Genomic DNA, 17,008 nt, shown 5'->3' with positions numbered 1-17,008 from the left:
TCTCCTTACAGCGCGCAGGACACGCAGCCTTCAATTTCGGTGCCTTCCAGCGCAAGCTGGCGCAGGCGAATGTAGTAGAGCGTCTTGATACCTTTTTTCCAGGCGTAGATCTGCGATTTGTTGATGTCCCGCGTGGTGGCGGTATCCGGGAAGAACAGCGTCAGCGAGAGTCCCTGGTCCACGTGTTTCGTCGCCTCGGCGTAGGTATCGATGATTTTTTCCGGGCCGATCTCATACGCGTCCTGGTACAAAGCCAGGTTCTCATTGGTCATAAACGGGGCAGGGTAGTAAACGCGTCCGGTTTTGCCTTCTTTGCGAATTTCAATTTTCGACACGATCGGGTGAATGCTCGACGTGGCGTGATTGATGTAGGAGATCGAGCCGGTTGGCGGTACGGCCTGCAGGTTCTGGTTGTAGATGCCGTAGCGCATCACGTCATCACGCAACTGCTGCCACATCGCGCGCGTCGGTAACACAATTCCGGCGCGAGCAAACAGTTCGCGTACTTTTTCGGTTTTCGGCTGCCAGTCGTCTTCAAGATACGGGCTAAAATACGCCCCGCTGGCGTAGCGGGACTGCTCAAAGCCCGCGAAACGCTGGTTGCGCTCGCGCGCCAGCATCATCGAGGTATGCAGCGCGTGCCAGGTGACGGTGTAAAAATAGAGGTTGGTGAAGTCCAGCCCTTCCGGACTGCCGTAGGCGATGCCCTCCCGCGCCAGATAGCCGTGGAGGTTCATCTGCCCCAGCCCGATAGCGTGCGACGCGGCGTTGCCCGCCTCGATGGACGGCACGCTGCGGATGTGGCTCATGTCCGACACCGCCGTCAGCCCGCGAATGGCGGTTTCTATCGTGCGGCCAAAGTCGGGTGAATCCATGGTGTGGGCGATATTCAGCGACCCGAGGTTGCAGGAGATGTCTTTGCCGATCTCCGCATAGTCCAGATTCTCGTCATAGCCGGACGCGCTGTTGACCTGCAAAATCTCCGAGCACAGGTTGCTCATGTTGATGCGCCCGGCAATCGGGTTCGCGCGGTTTACCGTATCTTCGTACATGATGTACGGATAGCCGGACTCAAACTGAATTTCGGCAAGCGTCTGGAAGAAATCGCGGGCGTTGATATATTTTTTGCGAATGCGCTCGTCGGCTACCAGCACGTCATAAAGTTCGCTGATGGCCACGTCGCCAAAAGCTTTGCCATAGATTCGCTCAACGTCATACGGCGAGAAGAGCGCCATCTCGGCATTCTCTTTGGCCAGTTTAAAGGTGATATCCGGGATCACCACGCCAAGCGACAGGGTTTTTATACGGATTTTTTCGTCGGCGTTTTCGCGCTTGGTATCGAGGAAACGCAGAATGTCGGGGTGGTGCGCGTGCAGATAAACCGCTCCCGCGCCCTGGCGCGCGCCAAGCTGGTTAGCATAGGAGAACGCATCCTCCAGCATCTTCATCACCGGGATCACGCCTGAGGACTGGTTTTCGATGCGCTTGATCGGCGCGCCCGCTTCGCGCAGGTTAGAGAGCAAAAACGCCACCCCGCCGCCGCGTTTGGAAAGCTGCAGCGCCGAGTTCACCGCGCGGCCAATCGATTCCATGTTATCTTCGATACGCAGCAGGAAGCAGGAGACCAGCTCACCGCGCTGGGCTTTGCCGCAGTTGAGAAAGGTGGGCGTGGCGGGCTGGAAGCGGCCGGAGAGGATCTCGTCGGTGAGCTGTTGCGCCAGCGCTTCATCGCCCTGCGCCAGGGTCAGCGCGACCATCACCACGCGATCTTCAAAGCTTTCTAAGTAGCGCTTACCGTCAAAGCTTTTCAGGGTGTAGCTGGTGTAGAACTTCCACGCGCCAAGGAACGTCTGGAAACGAAAGCCGCTGGCGTGGGCGCGTTCAAACAGCTTCACGATGAAGGCGCGTTCGTAGCGGGTGAGGACGCGCGCATCGTAGTAACCCTCGTTAACCAGGTGGTCGAGACGTTCATCCTGGCTCGTAAAGGTCACGCTGTTGGGCCGCACGTGGGCGGCAAAAAAGGCGTCCACCGCCTCACGGTCTTTATCAAACTGAATGCGTCCCTCCCGGTCATAGAGGTTAAGCATCGCGTTTAATGCGTGGTAATCCGGCGTCGCCTGCATTACCCGTTCTGCGGTTGTCGTTGCCAAAATTCGTTCACTCCTTTACGCACGTTTTCGACGTCCTGCTGCGTCCCCATCAGCTCAAAGCGATAGAGATACGGCACGCCGCATTTTTGAGAGATGACATCTCCGGCGCGGCCAAAGGCGTCGCCGAAATTGCGATTCCCCGCCGCAATGACGCCGCGGATCAGCTCCCGGTTATGAGGATCGTTCAGAAAGCGGATCACCTGGCGAGGCACTGCGCCCGCCGTGCCGCCTCCGCCATAGCTGGGCACCACCAGAATGTAAGGTTCCTCTACCCGGATCCGCTCCCGCTCGTTAAGCGGAATGCGCACCGCAGGCAGCCCGACGCGCTCAATAAAACGGAGCGTGTTTTCCGAGCTGCTGGAGAAGAACACCAATCTGCTCATGCCCGTGCGGCCTGAGTGGCGATGCGGTTGATCATGTCCGGGCGGAAGCCAGACCAGCTGGTCTCCCCAGCCACCACCACCGGAAGCTGACGGAAACCCTGCGCGCGAAGGGTATCGGCGGCCTCGGGCTGCTGGTCAATATTCACCATCTCAAACGCCACGCCGCGGCTTTCCATCGCCCGTTTAGTTGCGTGGCACTGAACACAATCGTTACGAGTGTAAATAATAATGCTCATGATTCGTATTTCCATTTAAAATGAGAGAACGGCGCGAATCATCGCGTCAGGTTGTGTGTGTCTTGCTAAAAGGAATACTAGATGTAGTTGTCTTAAGTTTCAACCATACAAGATATGGGAAATTCAGATTGATGTTGTCCCGATGATGAGCTCAGCGGGGCAGGGCAGGCTATACGGGTTTTAAAGCCGAGAAGGCAAAGAAAAGCCCCGGCAGCCACTGACCACCGGGGCAGATAACGGTGCGTGAGCGGGTTATTTGCGCAGGCTAAGCAGAGCGCCCACAAAGATACCGACTGCCGCTACCGTGCCGAGCGTACAGAGCGGCTTCTCGCGCACGAAGGTCGTTGCGCAGCTGACCGCATCGCAGGCAGCCTGTGTCGTACGCGTGCGGCCGTTTAAGCGCGCGCGGGTTTCACGGAGCAGAGACTGAGCCTTACGTTTTGCGGCATCCGCTTCGTCCTTCGCGTCACTTCCCCAGGATTTCAGCACCTCTTCCAGCGTGTCCGCTAATTGGCTGACATCATTACGAATATCCTGCGCATCGTCATTAATATCGTTTCGGTTCGGTCTGTTAAACATACGATCCTCCGTAATTTTGCGTTCCCGTTCAGTTTAGTTCAGAAATTTAATATCTGAAGCGCATCACGCGTTATCCGGCAGTTTATGGACTATTCTGAAAGCCCTGCTAATGCTGAATACTGTAAGGTTGCCGGGCAGGAAAAGATAACGAGGAAAAGATATGTATTTACGACCTGATGAGGTGGCGCGCGTTCTTGAAAAAGAGGGATTCACCATGGATGAGGTGACGCCAAAAGCGTATGGATATCGCCGTGGCGAGAATTATGTTTACGTTAATCGTGAAGCAAGAATGGGACGTACCGCTCTCATTATTCACCCCACGCTTAAAGACAGAAGCCTGTCATTTGCTGAGCCTGCCTCGGATATTAAAACCTGCGATCACTATCAGCAATTTCCGCTCTATTTAGGCGGAGAGACGCATGAGCATTATGGTATTCCGCATGGTTTCAGCTCGCGTATGGCGCTGGAACGGTTTTTGAAGGGACTGTTTGGCGACGTACAGTAAATTTGCGACTGGCGTGCGCCAGTCGCTTCACATCACGCTTTTGCCTGGCTGTACTGGCTGACCTTAAACAGGCGGCGACAGTAGTCGAGGAAATAGCCATACACCGCCCCCATCAGCATTGAAATTACAATATTCGAACTGACCGCCGCAGCGATCTGGTGCCAGTCCGCGCCAACCGTCAGCAGAATAGCCACATAAACCGGCGACTGGAACGTCACATAGGCCAGAACGTCCGCCAGGTTTTTCACCCAGCCTGCGGGGCTGATACGACGTGCGAAACGCATGACGGCATCGCGGTATAAGCCGTAAGGCCATGCAATAATAATATTGACCGGGATCGCCACCAGACGAGAAGAAAGTGACTGCTCGAAGGTCATTCCGGAGAGGAATATTTCGATCAGCATGTTCACAACGGAACAGTAGACAACCATCGCGAAAGTATCCGCCACTGCATGGCGAAGGCGTGATTGCGGTGAGAACATGTCTGAACTCCTTGAGAAGAACACAAAAGAAACGATTTTCCCTAAGCGATTAGTGCTTTAGGTTGGTTTGTTTGACGTGTATAGCGTATATCTCTATGTTTGAACTAACAACTAGTGATTAATTTTTATTTAAACGCGTTTTGTCCACAAAATTCTCTAAAATTGATGGTTTTTTGTTCGCTTCGTTATAATGTGTCTCGTGTGATGATTTGTTAATGTAAATCAGTGAGTTGTATCTCTTCGCACTGACGAGGGCGTCAACCCGCTTTTGGACAGCGCAGGATGCTGAAATTTTGATTAAGGATGACCATTTATATTGATGGGGTGATTGAATCCATGCGTATCCCACTGGCGTTATAAGATAATATTAAGGGTGGCAGTAAAACATATTTACGCCATTGGCCGGGACGCCCGCGGGTAGATATTTCAGCGGAAATGAATTATTCTGTCGGTGATTTATCTATTTACCCTAAAGAGAAGGTTTTCAAATAATATGTCTTTGACGTTACAGAATCTTAATAATATCCGAACTCTGCGCGCCATGGCACGCGAATTATCCCTGGACGTTCTTGAGGAAATGCTGGAAAAGGTCAGGGTCGTTACTGAAGAGAAACGTAGTGAGCTGGCGGAATTAGAGCAGCAGCGGGCTGAACAGCAGGAGAAAATTAATGCCCTGCTGGAACGAATGAAAGCCGATGGTATTTCACCGACCGATCTGCTGGGCTCTGAACTGGGGCAGGCGGGTAAGCCAGTGAAAAAGCGCAAGCCGCGTGATGCCAAATATCGCTTTATTGACCAGAACGGTGAAGAGAAAACGTGGACCGGCCAGGGCCGCACGCCGAAGCCTATTGCCAGCGCGCTGGCAAACGGCAAATCACTGGAAGATTTTCTAATCTAAACAGGTAAACCGGGCGGAACACGCCGCCCGGCATTTTTTCAGCAGACGCCGAAATCACCGTCTTCAGTATACGGCGCCAGATCGGCCGCTTTCAGGGTATATTTCTCGCCTTGCTCATTGCTGGCCTGTACCGCCACAACGCTTTCACCGTTCACTTCAAGCACTTTCAGCTTCGGGCCGCCTTTACGCGGTTGTACATAATCACCGACAGAAAACATATTACCTCCTCATCGTTTTAGCGATCTTCACCTTAGCCCACGTATGACGGCGGGTACAGCGTATTTCAGCGATTACTGCTTATGAGGTACGACGGTTCCAGGGCATCACCTTGAGCAGCCTCGCCATGCCGCAAAAACCGGTCACACCGGCGAACAGCAGCCCGGCTCCTACGAAGCCGCTGAGCAGGAAAAAGCCGTCGGAGACGCTATAGCCCAGCACCACGCCGCAGAGAATGAGCAGCCCGGCGGCAATTTGCACCTGACGCATCAGCGGCAGCGGCTGGGTTTTGTCTTCGACAGTCTGCAGACCCGCCTGCTTCCAGCCCTGAATGCCCCCTTCGACCACCAGTGCCTGAGCGGGGGCGGCGGCCTGCGCAAGGCGATCGGCATTGCCTGAGGTGCGGGCGCCAGACTGGCAGTGAAAAATCACCGTTTCGCCCGCGTGCGTTTTAAGTCCACCGGGTAAGGTATCCAGCGGCATGGACTGCGCGGCGGGAATATGCTCGCGGGCGTACTCGTCGGCATCACGAATATCAATCAGCTTTGCACCTTCAGTGATGCGGGCGCTGGCCTCGCGCGGCGAAATAAGGGGAAGTGACATGGCGGCTCCTTACGGGCAATAAAGGGTTTTCAGGGTGCTGATGAGCTGATGCACCGCATCGTTTTTAATGAAATAGCGAATGCGCTGCGCCTCGCGGGTACTGTCAATCAGACCTTCCTCACGCATGCGCGCCAGATGCTGCGACGTGGCGGAAGGGCTCAGCCCCGTCGCGCGGGCCAGTTCCCCCGCGCTGGTGCCGGGGGCGCCGCACAGCGTGCAGAGGATCAGCAGGCGACGCGGATTGCTCATCGCTTTTAAAAGGTTTGCGGCCTGCTCTGCGCTGGCCTGAAGCTGTTCGAGTTCGGTCATGATAGTTTAGTACTTGCTTAATTAAGTTAATGCTAAAGTAATTGTGCGCATTACGCCAGCGTCAAAAGCGTAAAAGAGGGTAAACGCGGGGGAGAGAACTGGCGCAGACAGGTAAACTGGCTATGCTTAGAGATAGTTCTCTTTATTATTTTCAATGGATTAGCTTGCACGGAGTTTTGATATGGGTTTTTGGCGTATTGTTTTTACCATCCTGTTGCCGCCGCTGGGCGTGCTGTTGGGCAAAGGTTTCGGCTGGGCGTTTATTATCAACATTATTCTGACGCTGCTGGGCTACATCCCGGGTCTTATCCACGCTTTCTGGGTTCAGAGTAAGAGCTAAGCACGCCAGAGTAAGTCGCTGTAGATCCCGGTCAGTACGCCCTGGGGGCCAAACTGCTGTTTGATCCAGCGCGTGACCTGGCCGGTCGCGGCATGCTGCGTGGCGAGCAGCATGCGAGAATCCTGACGCGGGTTATTGATACGCCGCGTCACCAGCAGCCCGTCTTCCACCGCTTCCCGCGCCATATACTCCGGTAAAAAACCTATCCCTTCGCCCAGAATCTGACACTGGCATTTGGTATTAAAGTCCGGCACCAGAATCGCCTCCTGTCCGTGTAGCAGCCAGCCCACCTTCTTGTTAATGGTGTGCGCGGTATCTTCCACCATGATGTTGGGGTACAGGCGCAGCTGGCTTTCCGCTATCGGTTCCGGAACGAACGCCAGCGGGTGCGCCGGCGCGATGGCGAACACCCAGCGAATGGCGCCGATCTCGGTGTAGTCAATTCCGCCGCCGTCGAGCAGCGTGTCCGGTGCGCCAATGGCGATATTGGCCTGGTTGTTGATGATGGAGTCCCATACGCCGTTATAGACTTCGGTGGTGACGGTGATCTGGCAGGTGGGAAACTGCTTTTTCAGCACCTGCAGCAGCCGCGCGGTATGGCGCGGCGTATACAACAGCTGGTTGATACAGATGCGTACCCGCGCCTCGATGCCCTGTGAGATGGTATCAATCCCGCGCTTGATGGCGTGAAAGTCGTTAAGCAGGTCGGTGGCTTTGCGGTAAAAGTAAAAGCCGGACTCGGTCAGCTCAATGCTGCGCGTGTTACGCACGAACAGCACCACGTCCAGCCCGGTCTCCATGCGCTTAATGGTGTAGCTGATGGCGGAGGTGGTGACGCCCAGTTCGGCGGCGGCTTTGCTGAAGCTGCCAAAGCGGGCGGCGGTGGTGAAGGCCAGCAGGTTCTCTTCGGTAAAGATGGAATTCATATCACGGCTCCGTCAGACATCAGTTTTGAACATATTTTAACAACGCTGTTACAACGCATTTGAAGCCGATCACAGTTCTGACGCTTTGCCGAAAGCCCTGGTGCATAAGGCTTTATCAGACATAAGCATAATGCGTTTTGACGCGCTAAAAAGCGGTTAAACATAAGAAAAAGGTTGCACAGACGCACGTTTTGACCGAACTGTTGAATTTAACTCAACAATGAATTGACTGTCGATGAATCATTTTTAAGCGGATTCTTTTATGACCAGGCTGTTGCTATTCTCAGGTCAACAGAAAGAAAAACATCGGGAGTCTGAATATGTCTGCAACTGAACTGGTTACGGAATTTCTGCTGGCGGCAGAAGAGGGCAATAGCGATGAGCTAAAAGCCTGTCTGGAGAAAGGCGTGGATATTAACGCCACTAACCGCCAGAAAAGAACCGCCGTTACGATTGCCAGCCTGAAAAAACACTATTCCTGCGTAGAATTTTTAATTGCCGCCGGGGCAGATATTGATAAACAGGATCAGACCTGCTTTAACCCTTTCCTCATTAGCTGCCTGACCAATGATTTAACCCTCCTGCGGCTGGTATTACCCGCGAATCCGGATCTCGACCGCCTGACGCGTTTTGGCGGCGTGGGCATTACGCCTGCCAGTGAAAAAGGGCACGTGGAGATCGTGCGCGAGCTGCTGGAAAAAACCGATATCAACGTTAACCACACCAACTTTGTCGGCTGGACGCCGCTGCTGGAAGCCATTGTGTTAAACGACGGCGGTGCGAAACAGCAAGAGATTGTGAAGCTGTTACTGGATCACGGCGCGAACCCGCATATGACCGACAAATACGGCAAAACCCCGCTCGAACTGGCGCGGGAGAAAGGCTTCACTGAGATTGCCGACCTGCTGCTGGCGGCGGGCGCGTAAAACAATCGGTCAGCCCGTCCCGGCTGGCCGCTAATTAAATAAAGCATTTTTTACCGACGTGCATTGTGCACGACGGCGGCCCCCTTTTATCCGCTTTCAGGAGAAAATAATGCCAACGAAAATTGTCATAAAAAAGAACACCTATTTTGACTCCGTGTCATTAATGTCCGTTTCCACTAAAGCCAATAAATTGCCGGGCGTTGAACAGGCCTTTGTCGCCATGGCAACGGAAATGAATAAGGGCGTATTAAAAAACCTCGGGCTGTTAACGCCGGAATTAAATGAGGCGAAAAACGGCGACCTGATGATCGTCATTAAAGGTGACGCGGCGAATGATGAAACGCTGGCCGCTATTGAAGCGCTGTTCACGCGTAAAGAGAGCACGGGCTCCCATGAAGCGCGCTACGCGACGATTGCCAGCGCCAAAACCCATCGCCCGGAGAGCAACCTCGCGGTGATTTCCGTCAACGGCACCTTTGCCGCCCGCGAGGCGCGTCAGGCGCTGGAAAACGATCTCAACGTGATGCTCTTCTCCGATAACGTCTCGCTCGACGACGAGCTGGCGCTGAAGCAACTGGCGCACCAGAAAGGACTGCTGATGATGGGGCCGGACTGCGGCACCGCCATCATCAACGGCGCGGGACTGTGCTTCGCCAACGCGGTGCGTCGCGGACCGATTGGCATCGTCGGCGCATCCGGCACCGGCAGCCAGGAGCTGAGCGTGCGCATCCACGAATTCGGCGGCGGCGTGTCGCAGTTGATTGGCACCGGCGGGCGCGATCTCAGCGAGAAAATTGGCGGCCTGATGATGCTGGACGCCATCGACATGCTGGAAGTCGACGAGGGCACCCAGGTTATCGCGCTGATCTCCAAACCAGCGGCTCCTGCCGTGGCAGAAAAGGTGCTGGCCCGCGCCAGAGCCTGCCGCAAGCCGGTGGTTGTTTGCTTCCTCGGGCGCAATGAACCGCCCGCCGATGAGGACGGACTGCAGTTTGCGCGCGGCACCAAAGAGGCGGCGCTGAAGGCCGTTCTGCTCACCGGCATCAAAAAAGAGTCCCTTGATCTGCACCCGCTCAACTGGCCATTGATTGAAGAGGTGCGCGCCCGCCTGACCCCGCAGCAGAAGTACATTCGCGGCCTGTTCTGCGGCGGCACTCTGTGCGACGAAGCGATGTTTGCCGCGCTGGAGAAGTTCGACGACGTGTACAGCAATATCCAGCCGGATCCCGCTAAACGCCTGCCGGACGTCAGCGTCAGTAAAGCTCACACCTTCCTCGACTTTGGCGACGACGATTTCACCAACGGCAAGCCGCATCCGATGATCGACCCGACCAACCGCATCAGCCGACTGCTTCAGGAGGCGCGCGATCCGGAAGTGGGCGTCATCGTGATGGATTTTGTGCTGGGCTTTGGTGCGCACGAGGATCCGGTAGGGGTGATGATCGAGGCGATCAAAGAGGCGCAGGCCATCGCGAAGGCCGATAACCGTCCGCTTGAGATCCTCGGATACGTGCTCGGCACCGATCAGGATCCGCAGTCGCTGGCACAGCAGTGCCAGATGCTGACCGACGCAGGCGTCATCTGGGCCAGCAGCAGCACCAATACCGGATTACTGGCACGCGAATTTGTCTGCAAAGGAGAGAACGCATAATGACCACCTTATTTAACCAGCCGCTGAACGTCATTAACGTGGGTATCGCGATGTTCAGCGACGATCTTAAAAAGCAGCACGTTCCCGTGACCCAGCTCGACTGGACGCCGCCGGGGCAGGGCAATATGCAGGTCGTTGAAGCGCTGGATCAGCTGGCGGAAAAATTGCTGGCGGAGAAGATCGCCGCCGCCAACCAAATCGCGCTTGAGCGCATTATCCAGTCCCATCCGGTGCTGGTGGGCTATGACCAGGCGATTAACGTTGTGCCGGGGATGACCTGCACCACCATTCTGCACGCTGGTCCCCCTGTCTCCTGGGAAAACATGTGCGGCGCGATGAAAGGCGCGGTCACCGGTGCGCTGGTGTTTGAAGGGCTGGCGAAAGATCTGGACGACGCGGCACGGCTTGCCGCCTCCGGCGTGATCACCTTCTCGCCGTGCCACGAGCATGACTGCGTGGGCTCCATGGCGGGCGTCACCTCCGCGTCGATGTTTATGCACATTGTTGAGAACAAAACCTACGGCAACCGCGCCTTCACCAACCTCAGCGAGCAGATGGCGAAGATCCTGCGCATGGGCGCCAACGACCAGAGCGTCATCGACCGCCTGAACTGGATGCGCGATGTGCTCGGCCCGATGCTGCGCGACGCGATGAAGATTATCGGCGAAATCGACCTGCGCCTGATGCTGGCCCAGGCGCTGCACATGGGCGATGAGTGCCACAACCGCAACAATGCGGGCACCACGCTGCTGATCCAGGCGCTGACCCCGGGGCTGATCCAGGCGGGCTATCCGGTTGAGCAGCAGCGCGAGGTGTTCGAGTTTGTCGCCAGCAGCGACTACTTCTCCGGCCCGACGTGGATGGCGATGTGTAAAGCCGCGCTGGACGCCGCTCACGGGATTGAGTACAGCACCGTGGTTACCACCATGGCGCGCAACGGCTACGAGTTTGGCCTGCGCATTTCCGGCCTGCCGGGGCAGTGGTTCACCGGCCCGGCGCAGCAGGTGATCGGCCCGATGTTCGCGGGCTATAAGCCGGAAGACTCCGGGCTGGATATCGGCGACAGCGCCATCACCGAAACCTACGGCATCGGCGGCTTTGCGATGGCGACGGCCCCGGCAATCGTTGCGCTGGTGGGCGGCACGGTGGAGGAAGCTATCGACTTCTCCCGCCAGATGCGCGAAATCACCCTCGGCGAAAACCCGAACGTCACCATTCCGCTGCTCTCGTTTATGGGGATCCCGACCGCCATCGACATCACCAGAGTCGCTGGCAGCGGCATTCTGCCGGTGATTAACACCGCTATTGCGCACAAAGACGCGGGCATCGGCATGATTGGGGCGGGCATCGTTCACCCGCCGTTTAGCTGTTTTGAAAAGGCGCTGTTGACCTTCCGCGATCGCTACTTTTTATAAGGCATGCATCCATGAAAAACATGAAACTGGAGTGGAAAAGAGGTGACTGGGCGGCGTATTTCGGGTTGATGACCAACAACCTGACCAATTTGCTGACCATGATGGGGTTGCTCATTTTTGTCGTCGGCATCCCGAAGGAGATTGTTTATGGACGCATTGCGCCAGCCTTCGGGCTGGCGGTGCTGACCGCGAGTATTTGCTACGCCTGGTTTGGCATGCAGATGGCGCGCCAGACCGGGCGCACGGACGTCACCGCGCTGCCGTCCGGCCCCAGCGCGCCGTCTATTTTTACCGTGACCTTCCTGGTGCTGATGCCGGTCTATCAGCAGACCGGTGATGCGGAGTTCGCCATCCAGATTGGCCTCGTGTGGTGCTTCGTGGAGGCGATGATCCTGGCGGGCGGCTCGTTTTTAGGGGAAACCATCCGCAAGATGATCCCGCGTACCGTGCTGCTGTCGTGCCTGTCCGGTTTGGGTCTGCTGCTGCTGGCGATGAACCCGATGCTGCAGGCGTTCGAGGCGCCGACCGTGTCGTTTATCGTGCTGCTGCTGATTTTCATCAACTGGTTCGGTAAAAAGCCGATCTTTGCCCGCATCCCAACCGGATTGCTGCTGCTGATTGCCGGCACGGCCCTGGCGTGGATCTCCGGCCTGCAGAGCCCGGAGGCGATTAAAGCTTCCATGTCATCCTTCGGCTTTAACCCGCCGCAGGTGCACGTGGAAGGTTTCCTGCAGGGGCTGCCGCACGCGCTGCCGTATCTCGCCTCTGCCGTACCGCTGGGTCTGGCGAACTACATCTTTGACCTGGAGAACATCGAAAGCGCCCACGCGGCGGGGGATGAATACCCGACGCGTAAAGTCATGCTGGCAAACGGTCTGGCCTCCATGCTCGGCTGCCTCATGGGGAACCCGTTCCCGGTGACGGTTTACGTCGGCCATCCCGGCTGGAAAGCGATGGGCGCGAGCATCGGCTACACGCTGGCTTCCGGCGTGACCATGTTCATCGTGCCGCTGTTCGGGCTGGGGGCGTTTATGCTCGCCATCATTCCGATGACTGCCATCGTGCCGATTCTGGTGTTTATCGGCGTGGTCACCGCCAACCAGGTGGTGAGGGAAACGCCGAAGGTGGAAGTGCCCGTGATCTTCATCTGTCTGTTCCCGTGGATCGCCAACTGGGCGCTGACCATGATGAACAGCGTGATGGGCGCGGCGGGCACCAATGCCGCCAACATCGGTACCGACGTGCTGCACAGCAAAGGGATCTACTACGAAGGATTAGTCCATCTGGGGAACGGGGCACCGCTCGCCAGCATGCTGTGGGGCTGTATCGCCATTTTCGCCATCATCAACAAACCGCTGCGCGGTGCTGTGGCTGCGGCGGGCGGGGCGCTGCTGGCGCTGTTCGGGGTGATCCACGCTCCGGTCGTGGGCTTTGCCGAAGGCCGTTCGCTGATGTTCGTCACTGCGTATCTGATGATGGGCGGCATGTTTGTGGTGAAGCATGTGCTGGATAGCCGTGAAGCGGCGAGCGCTGAGCCGGGTACTGTTGCGAAGGAGCACGTATGAAAGAGCTTATGGTCGTCGCCATTGGCGGCAACAGCATTATCAAAGACAACGCCAGCCAGTCGGTTGAACATCAGGCGCAGGCGGTTAAAGCGGTGGCAGAGTCCGTGCTCGAAATGCTGGCCTCCGACTATGACATCGTGCTTACCCACGGCAACGGCCCTCAGGTGGGGCTGGATCTGCGCCGAGCTGAAATTGCCCACGAGCGGGAGGGGCTTCCCCTGACGCCGCTGGCAAACTGCGTGGCGGACACCCAGGGCGGCATCGGCTACCTGATCCAGCAGGCGCTGAACAACCGCCTGGCCGCGCGCGGGGAGCAAAAAGCAGTTACGGTCGTCACGCAGGTGGAAGTGGATAAAAACGATCCCGGTTTTACGCACCCGACGAAACCGATCGGCGCGTTCTTCAGCGAGGCGCAGCGCGACGAACTGCAGCGCGCGCACCCGGACTGGCACTTTGTTGAGGATTCGGGCCGGGGATATCGTCGCGTGGTGGCCTCTCCGCAGCCGCTGCGCATTGTCGAGGCCGATGCGATCAAGACCCTGACGCAAAAAGGGTTTGTGGTGATCGGCGCGGGCGGCGGCGGTATTCCCGTGGTGCGCTCGGCGCAGGGCGATTACCAGAGCGTCGACGCGGTGATTGATAAAGATCTCTCCACCGCGCTGCTGGCACGCGAGATCCACGCCGACGTGCTGGTGATTACTACCGGCGTGGAGAAGGTGTGCGTCAACTTCGGCAAGCCAAACCAGCAGGCGCTGGACACCGTCAACGTAGCGGAGATGACGCGCTACAGGGAAGAAGGTCATTTCCCGGCGGGCAGCATGCTGCCCAAAATCGTCGCCTCGCTGGAATTTTTACACCACGGTGGCAAGCGGGTGATCATCACCTCGCCAGACTGCCTGCCCGCCGCGCTGCGCGGGGAAACCGGTACCCATATTGTGAATGAAGGAAGATAAGATGAGTGAAAACAAAAGCCGCCGCGAGTTTATCAGCCAGAGCGGCAAAATGGTGACCGCCTGCGCGCTGTTTGGTGCGACCGGATCCGTCGCGTATGCTGCTGACTCCGCAAAGCCACTCTGCGAGACCGGTAAATCTATGAATATCACCGCGAAACATTACTATCTGGACAACGTGCTGCTCGAAGCCGGGTTTAACTTCCACGGCGGCGTGGCGACGAGCACCCGTACCGAGCTGAAAACGCTGGAGATCAAGGACGGGAAGATCGTCGCCCTGCACGACAACAAGCGCCACGCCGACGCCACGCTGCCGCACTACGATGCGGGCAACAAGCTGATGCTCCCGGCAATGCGCGACATGCACATCCACCTGGATAAAACCTTCTACGGCGGCCCGTGGCGATCGCTCAACCGCCCGGCGGGCACCACGATTCAGGATATGATCCGCCTGGAACAGAAGCTGTTGCCTGAGCTGCAGCCCTACACCCAGGAGCGTGCGGAAAAGCTGATCGACCTGATCCAGTCGAAAGGCTCCACCATCGCCCGCAGCCACTGCAACATTGAGCCGGTTTCCGGTCTGAAAAACCTGGAAAATTTGCAGGCGGTCCTGGCGCGCCGCAAACCTGGTTTTGACTGCGAAATCGTCGCCTTCCCGCAGCACGGGCTGCTGCTGTCGAATTCTGAAAAGCTGATGCGCGAGGCGATGCAGGCCGGGGCGCACTACGTGGGCGGGCTGGATCCAACCAACGTTGACGGCGCGATGGAGAAATCTCTCGATCTGATGTTCCAGATTGCGCTGGACTACGACAAAGGGGTGGACATTCACCTGCACGAAACCAGCCCTGCGGGCGTGGCGGCGGTGAACTACATGGTCGAAACCGTGGAGAAAACGCCGGCGCTGAAGGGGAAACTCACCATCAGCCACGCCTTCGCGCTGGCGACGCTCAACGAACAGCAGGTGGATGAGATCGCCACCCGCATGGCGGCGCAGCAGGTGACCATCGCTTCGACCGTGCCGATTGGCACCCTGCATATGCCGCTGAAGCAGCTGCGGGACAAGGGCGTGTTTGTGATGACCGGCACCGACAGCGTGATCGACCACTGGTCGCCGTACGGTCTGGGGGACATGCTGGAGAAAGCCAATCTTTACGCCCAGCTCTACATCCGCCCGAACGAGCAGACGCTCTCCCGCGCGCTGGGGATTGCGACCGGCGACGTGCTGCCGCTGAACGACAAAGGGGAGCGCGTGTGGCCGAAAGCGCAGGATGACGCCAGCTTTGTGCTGGTGGACGCCTCCTGTTCCGCCGAAGCCGTGGCGCGCATTTCCCCGCGTACCGCAACGTTCCATAAAGGAAATCTGGTCTGGGGTACGGTGGGCTAAAAGCGAGCCGGGTGGCGCTGCGCTTACCCGGCCTACGGTTCGGAGATTTTGTAGGTCGGGTAAGGCGAAGCCGCCACCCGACAATGCAGTATACTGCTGTGCACATTCTTAAAGAGGGATCTGCCATGGCACAAAACATCTACGACAACCCGGCGTTTTTTGAAGGCTACGCCCAGCTTCCGCGCTCGGTGCAGGGGCTGGACGGCGCGCCGGAGTGGCCCGCGCTGAAAAGCCTGCTGCCCGATTTAACCGGCAAATCGGTTGTCGATCTCGGCTGCGGCTACGGCTGGTTCTGCCGCGCCGCGCGCGAGCTGGGTGCTGCTCACGTCACGGGGATCGATATCTCAGAAAAGATGCTCGCCCGCGCAGCGGAGCTTACCGCGGACCCACTGATTCACTATCAGCGTAGCGATCTGGACTCTCTCAGCCTCGACGAAACCAGCGTCGATCTGGTCTACAGCTCGCTGGCGCTGCACTACCTGCCGGAGCTGGATACCCTGTTTGCGAAGGTTCAGCGCGCGCTCAAACCCGGCGGCTGCCTGGTCTTTTCGATGGAACACCCGATTTACACCTGCGCCTCGCGTCAGGGCTGGCTGACCGACGATAACGGCGAGCGGTTCTGGGGCGTGAATCATTATCAGGACGAAGGCCAGCGTGTCAGCAACTGGCTGGCAGACGGGGTGATCAAATACCACCGCACGCTGGGCACCACGCTTAACGCGCTGATCAAGGCCGGATTAACGATAAGCAACGTCAACGAGTGGGGACCAACGCAGGCGCAGATTGACGCCTGGCCCGCGCTGGCCGAGGAGGCGGAGCGCCCGATGCTGGTGCTGATCGCCGCCCGCAAGGATCAGTAGCCGACCTTGTATACGCGCCCGGTCTGCACGCCTTCCACGCTGCGACGATAGGCTTGCGCCACTGTGGCGGCAGGCACGCTTTCGAAGCCCGGGAAGAAGCCATCGTACGTGTCGACCGATTCGGTGAGCACCGTCGGGCTGATCAGGTTGATGCGGATCCCGCGCGGTAGTTCGCAGGCTGCCGCGCGAACAAACCCTTCCAGCGCGGCATTCACCGTGGTGGCGTTTACGCCCTGCGCAATCGGCTCGTGTGCCACGATCCCGCTTATCAACGTAATCGAGCCGCCTTCATTCAGGTAGTGCTGGCCGGTCAGCGCCAGGCGCACCTGCCCCAGCAGCTTATCCTGCAGTCCCTGGTTAAAGTCGCTGTCTTTCATGGTCGCGAGCGGGCCGAAATAGAGGCCACCGCTGGCGGACACAATCGCATCCACCTGGCCGATTTTCTCGAACAGCGCCTGAACGCTTGACTGCGAGGTGATATCCACCTGCTCGTCGCCCTGCGTGCGACCGACGCGGATGACCTCGTGGCGACGACTCAGCTCTTCCGTTACCGCACGACCGACCGTACCGCTGGCACCAATAATGACGATTTTCATAGCTGACTCCTTCTGTTGTGAGCCTTCATTCTTT

Annotated in this window: 20 protein-coding genes; 10 read left to right on the top strand and 10 right to left on the bottom strand. The window is 57.5% G+C overall.

Features of this window, described 5'->3' with window-relative positions; all coding sequences use genetic code 11:
* Positions 1 to 5: 5 nt before the first annotated feature.
* The 4 genes from nrdE to BMW97_RS09955 form a co-directional block, all read right to left on the bottom strand.
* On the bottom strand, positions 6 to 2,150 hold the full coding sequence (nrdE, locus tag BMW97_RS09970; RefSeq protein ID WP_045909299.1) for a class 1b ribonucleoside-diphosphate reductase subunit alpha: 2,145 nt from the start codon (positions 2,148 to 2,150) through the stop codon (positions 6 to 8).
* Positions 2,123 to 2,533: a class Ib ribonucleoside-diphosphate reductase assembly flavoprotein NrdI gene (gene nrdI, locus BMW97_RS09965; RefSeq protein ID WP_024907682.1), complete on the bottom strand. Its 411-nt coding sequence runs from the start codon at positions 2,531 to 2,533 to the stop codon at positions 2,123 to 2,125. The genes nrdE and nrdI overlap by 28 nt, the downstream gene beginning before the upstream one ends.
* Positions 2,530 to 2,769: a glutaredoxin-like protein NrdH gene (nrdH, locus tag BMW97_RS09960; protein WP_045909298.1), complete on the bottom strand. Its 240-nt coding sequence runs from the start codon at positions 2,767 to 2,769 to the stop codon at positions 2,530 to 2,532. Before nrdH ends, nrdI begins: the two co-directional genes overlap by 4 nt.
* A 252-nt stretch (positions 2,770 to 3,021) precedes the next feature.
* Positions 3,022 to 3,348 carry an ElaB/YgaM/YqjD family protein gene (locus tag BMW97_RS09955; protein WP_008502569.1) on the bottom strand — a complete coding sequence of 109 codons (327 nt, stop codon included), beginning with the start codon at positions 3,346 to 3,348 and terminating at the stop codon, positions 3,022 to 3,024.
* 160 nt (positions 3,349 to 3,508) lie between these two features.
* Here BMW97_RS09955 and BMW97_RS09950 point away from each other — a divergent pair, with 160 nt between their 5' ends.
* Positions 3,509 to 3,853 (top strand): DUF2002 family protein, encoded by a 345-nt coding sequence (locus BMW97_RS09950; RefSeq protein ID WP_008502568.1) that lies wholly within the window; start codon positions 3,509 to 3,511, stop codon positions 3,851 to 3,853.
* A gap of 32 nt (positions 3,854 to 3,885) precedes the next feature.
* On the opposite strand, the gene alaE is transcribed toward BMW97_RS09950, so the two are convergent.
* Positions 3,886 to 4,335 carry an L-alanine exporter AlaE gene (gene alaE, locus BMW97_RS09945; protein WP_023617655.1) on the bottom strand — a complete coding sequence of 150 codons (450 nt, stop codon included), beginning with the start codon at positions 4,333 to 4,335 and terminating at the stop codon, positions 3,886 to 3,888.
* 493 nt (positions 4,336 to 4,828) lie between these two features.
* Here alaE and stpA point away from each other — a divergent pair, with 493 nt between their 5' ends.
* On the top strand, positions 4,829 to 5,233 hold the full coding sequence (gene stpA / locus BMW97_RS09940) for a DNA-binding protein StpA (protein WP_045909297.1): 405 nt from the start codon (positions 4,829 to 4,831) through the stop codon (positions 5,231 to 5,233).
* 38 nt (positions 5,234 to 5,271) lie between these two features.
* Here stpA and BMW97_RS09935 read toward each other — a convergent pair whose 3' ends face one another.
* The 3 genes from BMW97_RS09935 to BMW97_RS09925 all read right to left on the bottom strand — a co-directional run bounded on the left by BMW97_RS09935 (position 5,272) and on the right by BMW97_RS09925 (position 6,361).
* A complete protein-coding gene (locus BMW97_RS09935; RefSeq protein WP_045909296.1) occupies positions 5,272 to 5,451 on the bottom strand; it encodes a hypothetical protein in 180 nt (59 codons plus the stop codon).
* Positions 5,452 to 5,530: 79 nt separating this feature from the next.
* The gene (locus BMW97_RS09930) at positions 5,531 to 6,052 is read right to left on the bottom strand and encodes a rhodanese family protein (RefSeq protein ID WP_090392707.1); all 522 of its coding nucleotides are present in this window, start codon (positions 6,050 to 6,052) and stop codon (positions 5,531 to 5,533) included.
* A 9-nt stretch (positions 6,053 to 6,061) separates the two neighbouring features.
* Positions 6,062 to 6,361 (bottom strand): ArsR/SmtB family transcription factor, encoded by a 300-nt coding sequence (locus BMW97_RS09925; protein ID WP_048029255.1) that lies wholly within the window; start codon positions 6,359 to 6,361, stop codon positions 6,062 to 6,064.
* Positions 6,362 to 6,542: 181 nt separating this feature from the next.
* Between BMW97_RS09925 and BMW97_RS09920 the strand changes: the two genes are divergently transcribed.
* Positions 6,543 to 6,701, top strand: a complete 159-nt coding sequence (locus BMW97_RS09920) for a YqaE/Pmp3 family membrane protein (protein ID WP_045909293.1) — start codon at positions 6,543 to 6,545, stop codon at positions 6,699 to 6,701.
* Here BMW97_RS09920 and BMW97_RS09915 read toward each other — a convergent pair.
* Positions 6,698 to 7,627, bottom strand: coding sequence for a LysR substrate-binding domain-containing protein (locus BMW97_RS09915; RefSeq protein ID WP_045909292.1), 930 nt, complete (start codon positions 7,625 to 7,627; stop codon positions 6,698 to 6,700). The two genes, BMW97_RS09920 and BMW97_RS09915, sit on opposite strands and share 4 nt — an antisense overlap.
* Before the next feature lie 320 nt (positions 7,628 to 7,947).
* Between BMW97_RS09915 and BMW97_RS09910 the strand changes: the two genes are divergently transcribed.
* From BMW97_RS09910 to BMW97_RS09880, 7 genes are all read left to right on the top strand, one after another.
* Positions 7,948 to 8,553 (top strand): ankyrin repeat domain-containing protein, encoded by a 606-nt coding sequence (locus BMW97_RS09910; RefSeq protein ID WP_045909291.1) that lies wholly within the window; start codon positions 7,948 to 7,950, stop codon positions 8,551 to 8,553.
* Positions 8,554 to 8,662: 109 nt separating this feature from the next.
* Entirely contained in the window at positions 8,663 to 10,204 is a 1,542-nt protein-coding gene (gene fdrA, locus BMW97_RS09905; RefSeq protein ID WP_045909290.1) for an acyl-CoA synthetase FdrA, read from the top strand.
* Positions 10,204 to 11,619, top strand: a complete 1,416-nt coding sequence (locus BMW97_RS09900) for a YlbE family protein (protein WP_045909289.1) — start codon at positions 10,204 to 10,206, stop codon at positions 11,617 to 11,619. Before fdrA ends, BMW97_RS09900 begins: the two co-directional genes overlap by 1 nt.
* An 11-nt stretch (positions 11,620 to 11,630) precedes the next feature.
* Complete coding sequence (locus tag BMW97_RS09895; RefSeq protein ID WP_045909288.1) at positions 11,631 to 13,184, top strand: hypothetical protein; 1,554 nt, start codon at positions 11,631 to 11,633, stop codon at positions 13,182 to 13,184.
* Positions 13,181 to 14,137 carry a carbamate kinase family protein gene (locus BMW97_RS09890; protein ID WP_045909287.1) on the top strand — a complete coding sequence of 319 codons (957 nt, stop codon included), beginning with the start codon at positions 13,181 to 13,183 and terminating at the stop codon, positions 14,135 to 14,137. The genes BMW97_RS09895 and BMW97_RS09890 overlap by 4 nt, the downstream gene beginning before the upstream one ends.
* A gap of 1 nt (position 14,138) precedes the next feature.
* Positions 14,139 to 15,518 carry an amidohydrolase family protein gene (locus BMW97_RS09885; protein WP_090392705.1) on the top strand — a complete coding sequence of 460 codons (1,380 nt, stop codon included), beginning with the start codon at positions 14,139 to 14,141 and terminating at the stop codon, positions 15,516 to 15,518.
* A 125-nt stretch (positions 15,519 to 15,643) separates the two neighbouring features.
* Positions 15,644 to 16,378 carry a class I SAM-dependent methyltransferase gene (locus tag BMW97_RS09880; protein ID WP_045909285.1) on the top strand — a complete coding sequence of 245 codons (735 nt, stop codon included), beginning with the start codon at positions 15,644 to 15,646 and terminating at the stop codon, positions 16,376 to 16,378.
* On the opposite strand, the gene BMW97_RS09875 is transcribed toward BMW97_RS09880, so the two are convergent.
* On the bottom strand, positions 16,372 to 16,974 hold the full coding sequence (locus BMW97_RS09875; protein ID WP_069720367.1) for a short chain dehydrogenase: 603 nt from the start codon (positions 16,972 to 16,974) through the stop codon (positions 16,372 to 16,374). The genes BMW97_RS09880 and BMW97_RS09875 overlap by 7 nt on opposite strands.
* Positions 16,975 to 17,008 lie beyond the last annotated feature (34 nt).

Origin of the sequence: Enterobacter sp. NFIX58 (genome assembly GCF_900110475.1) — a bacterium.
In the GTDB taxonomy this organism is placed as follows: Bacteria; Pseudomonadota; Gammaproteobacteria; order Enterobacterales; family Enterobacteriaceae; genus Enterobacter; species Enterobacter quasiroggenkampii.
The sequence above is the reverse complement of the archived record's forward strand: the minus strand, read 5'-3'. Positions and strand labels throughout refer to the sequence as shown.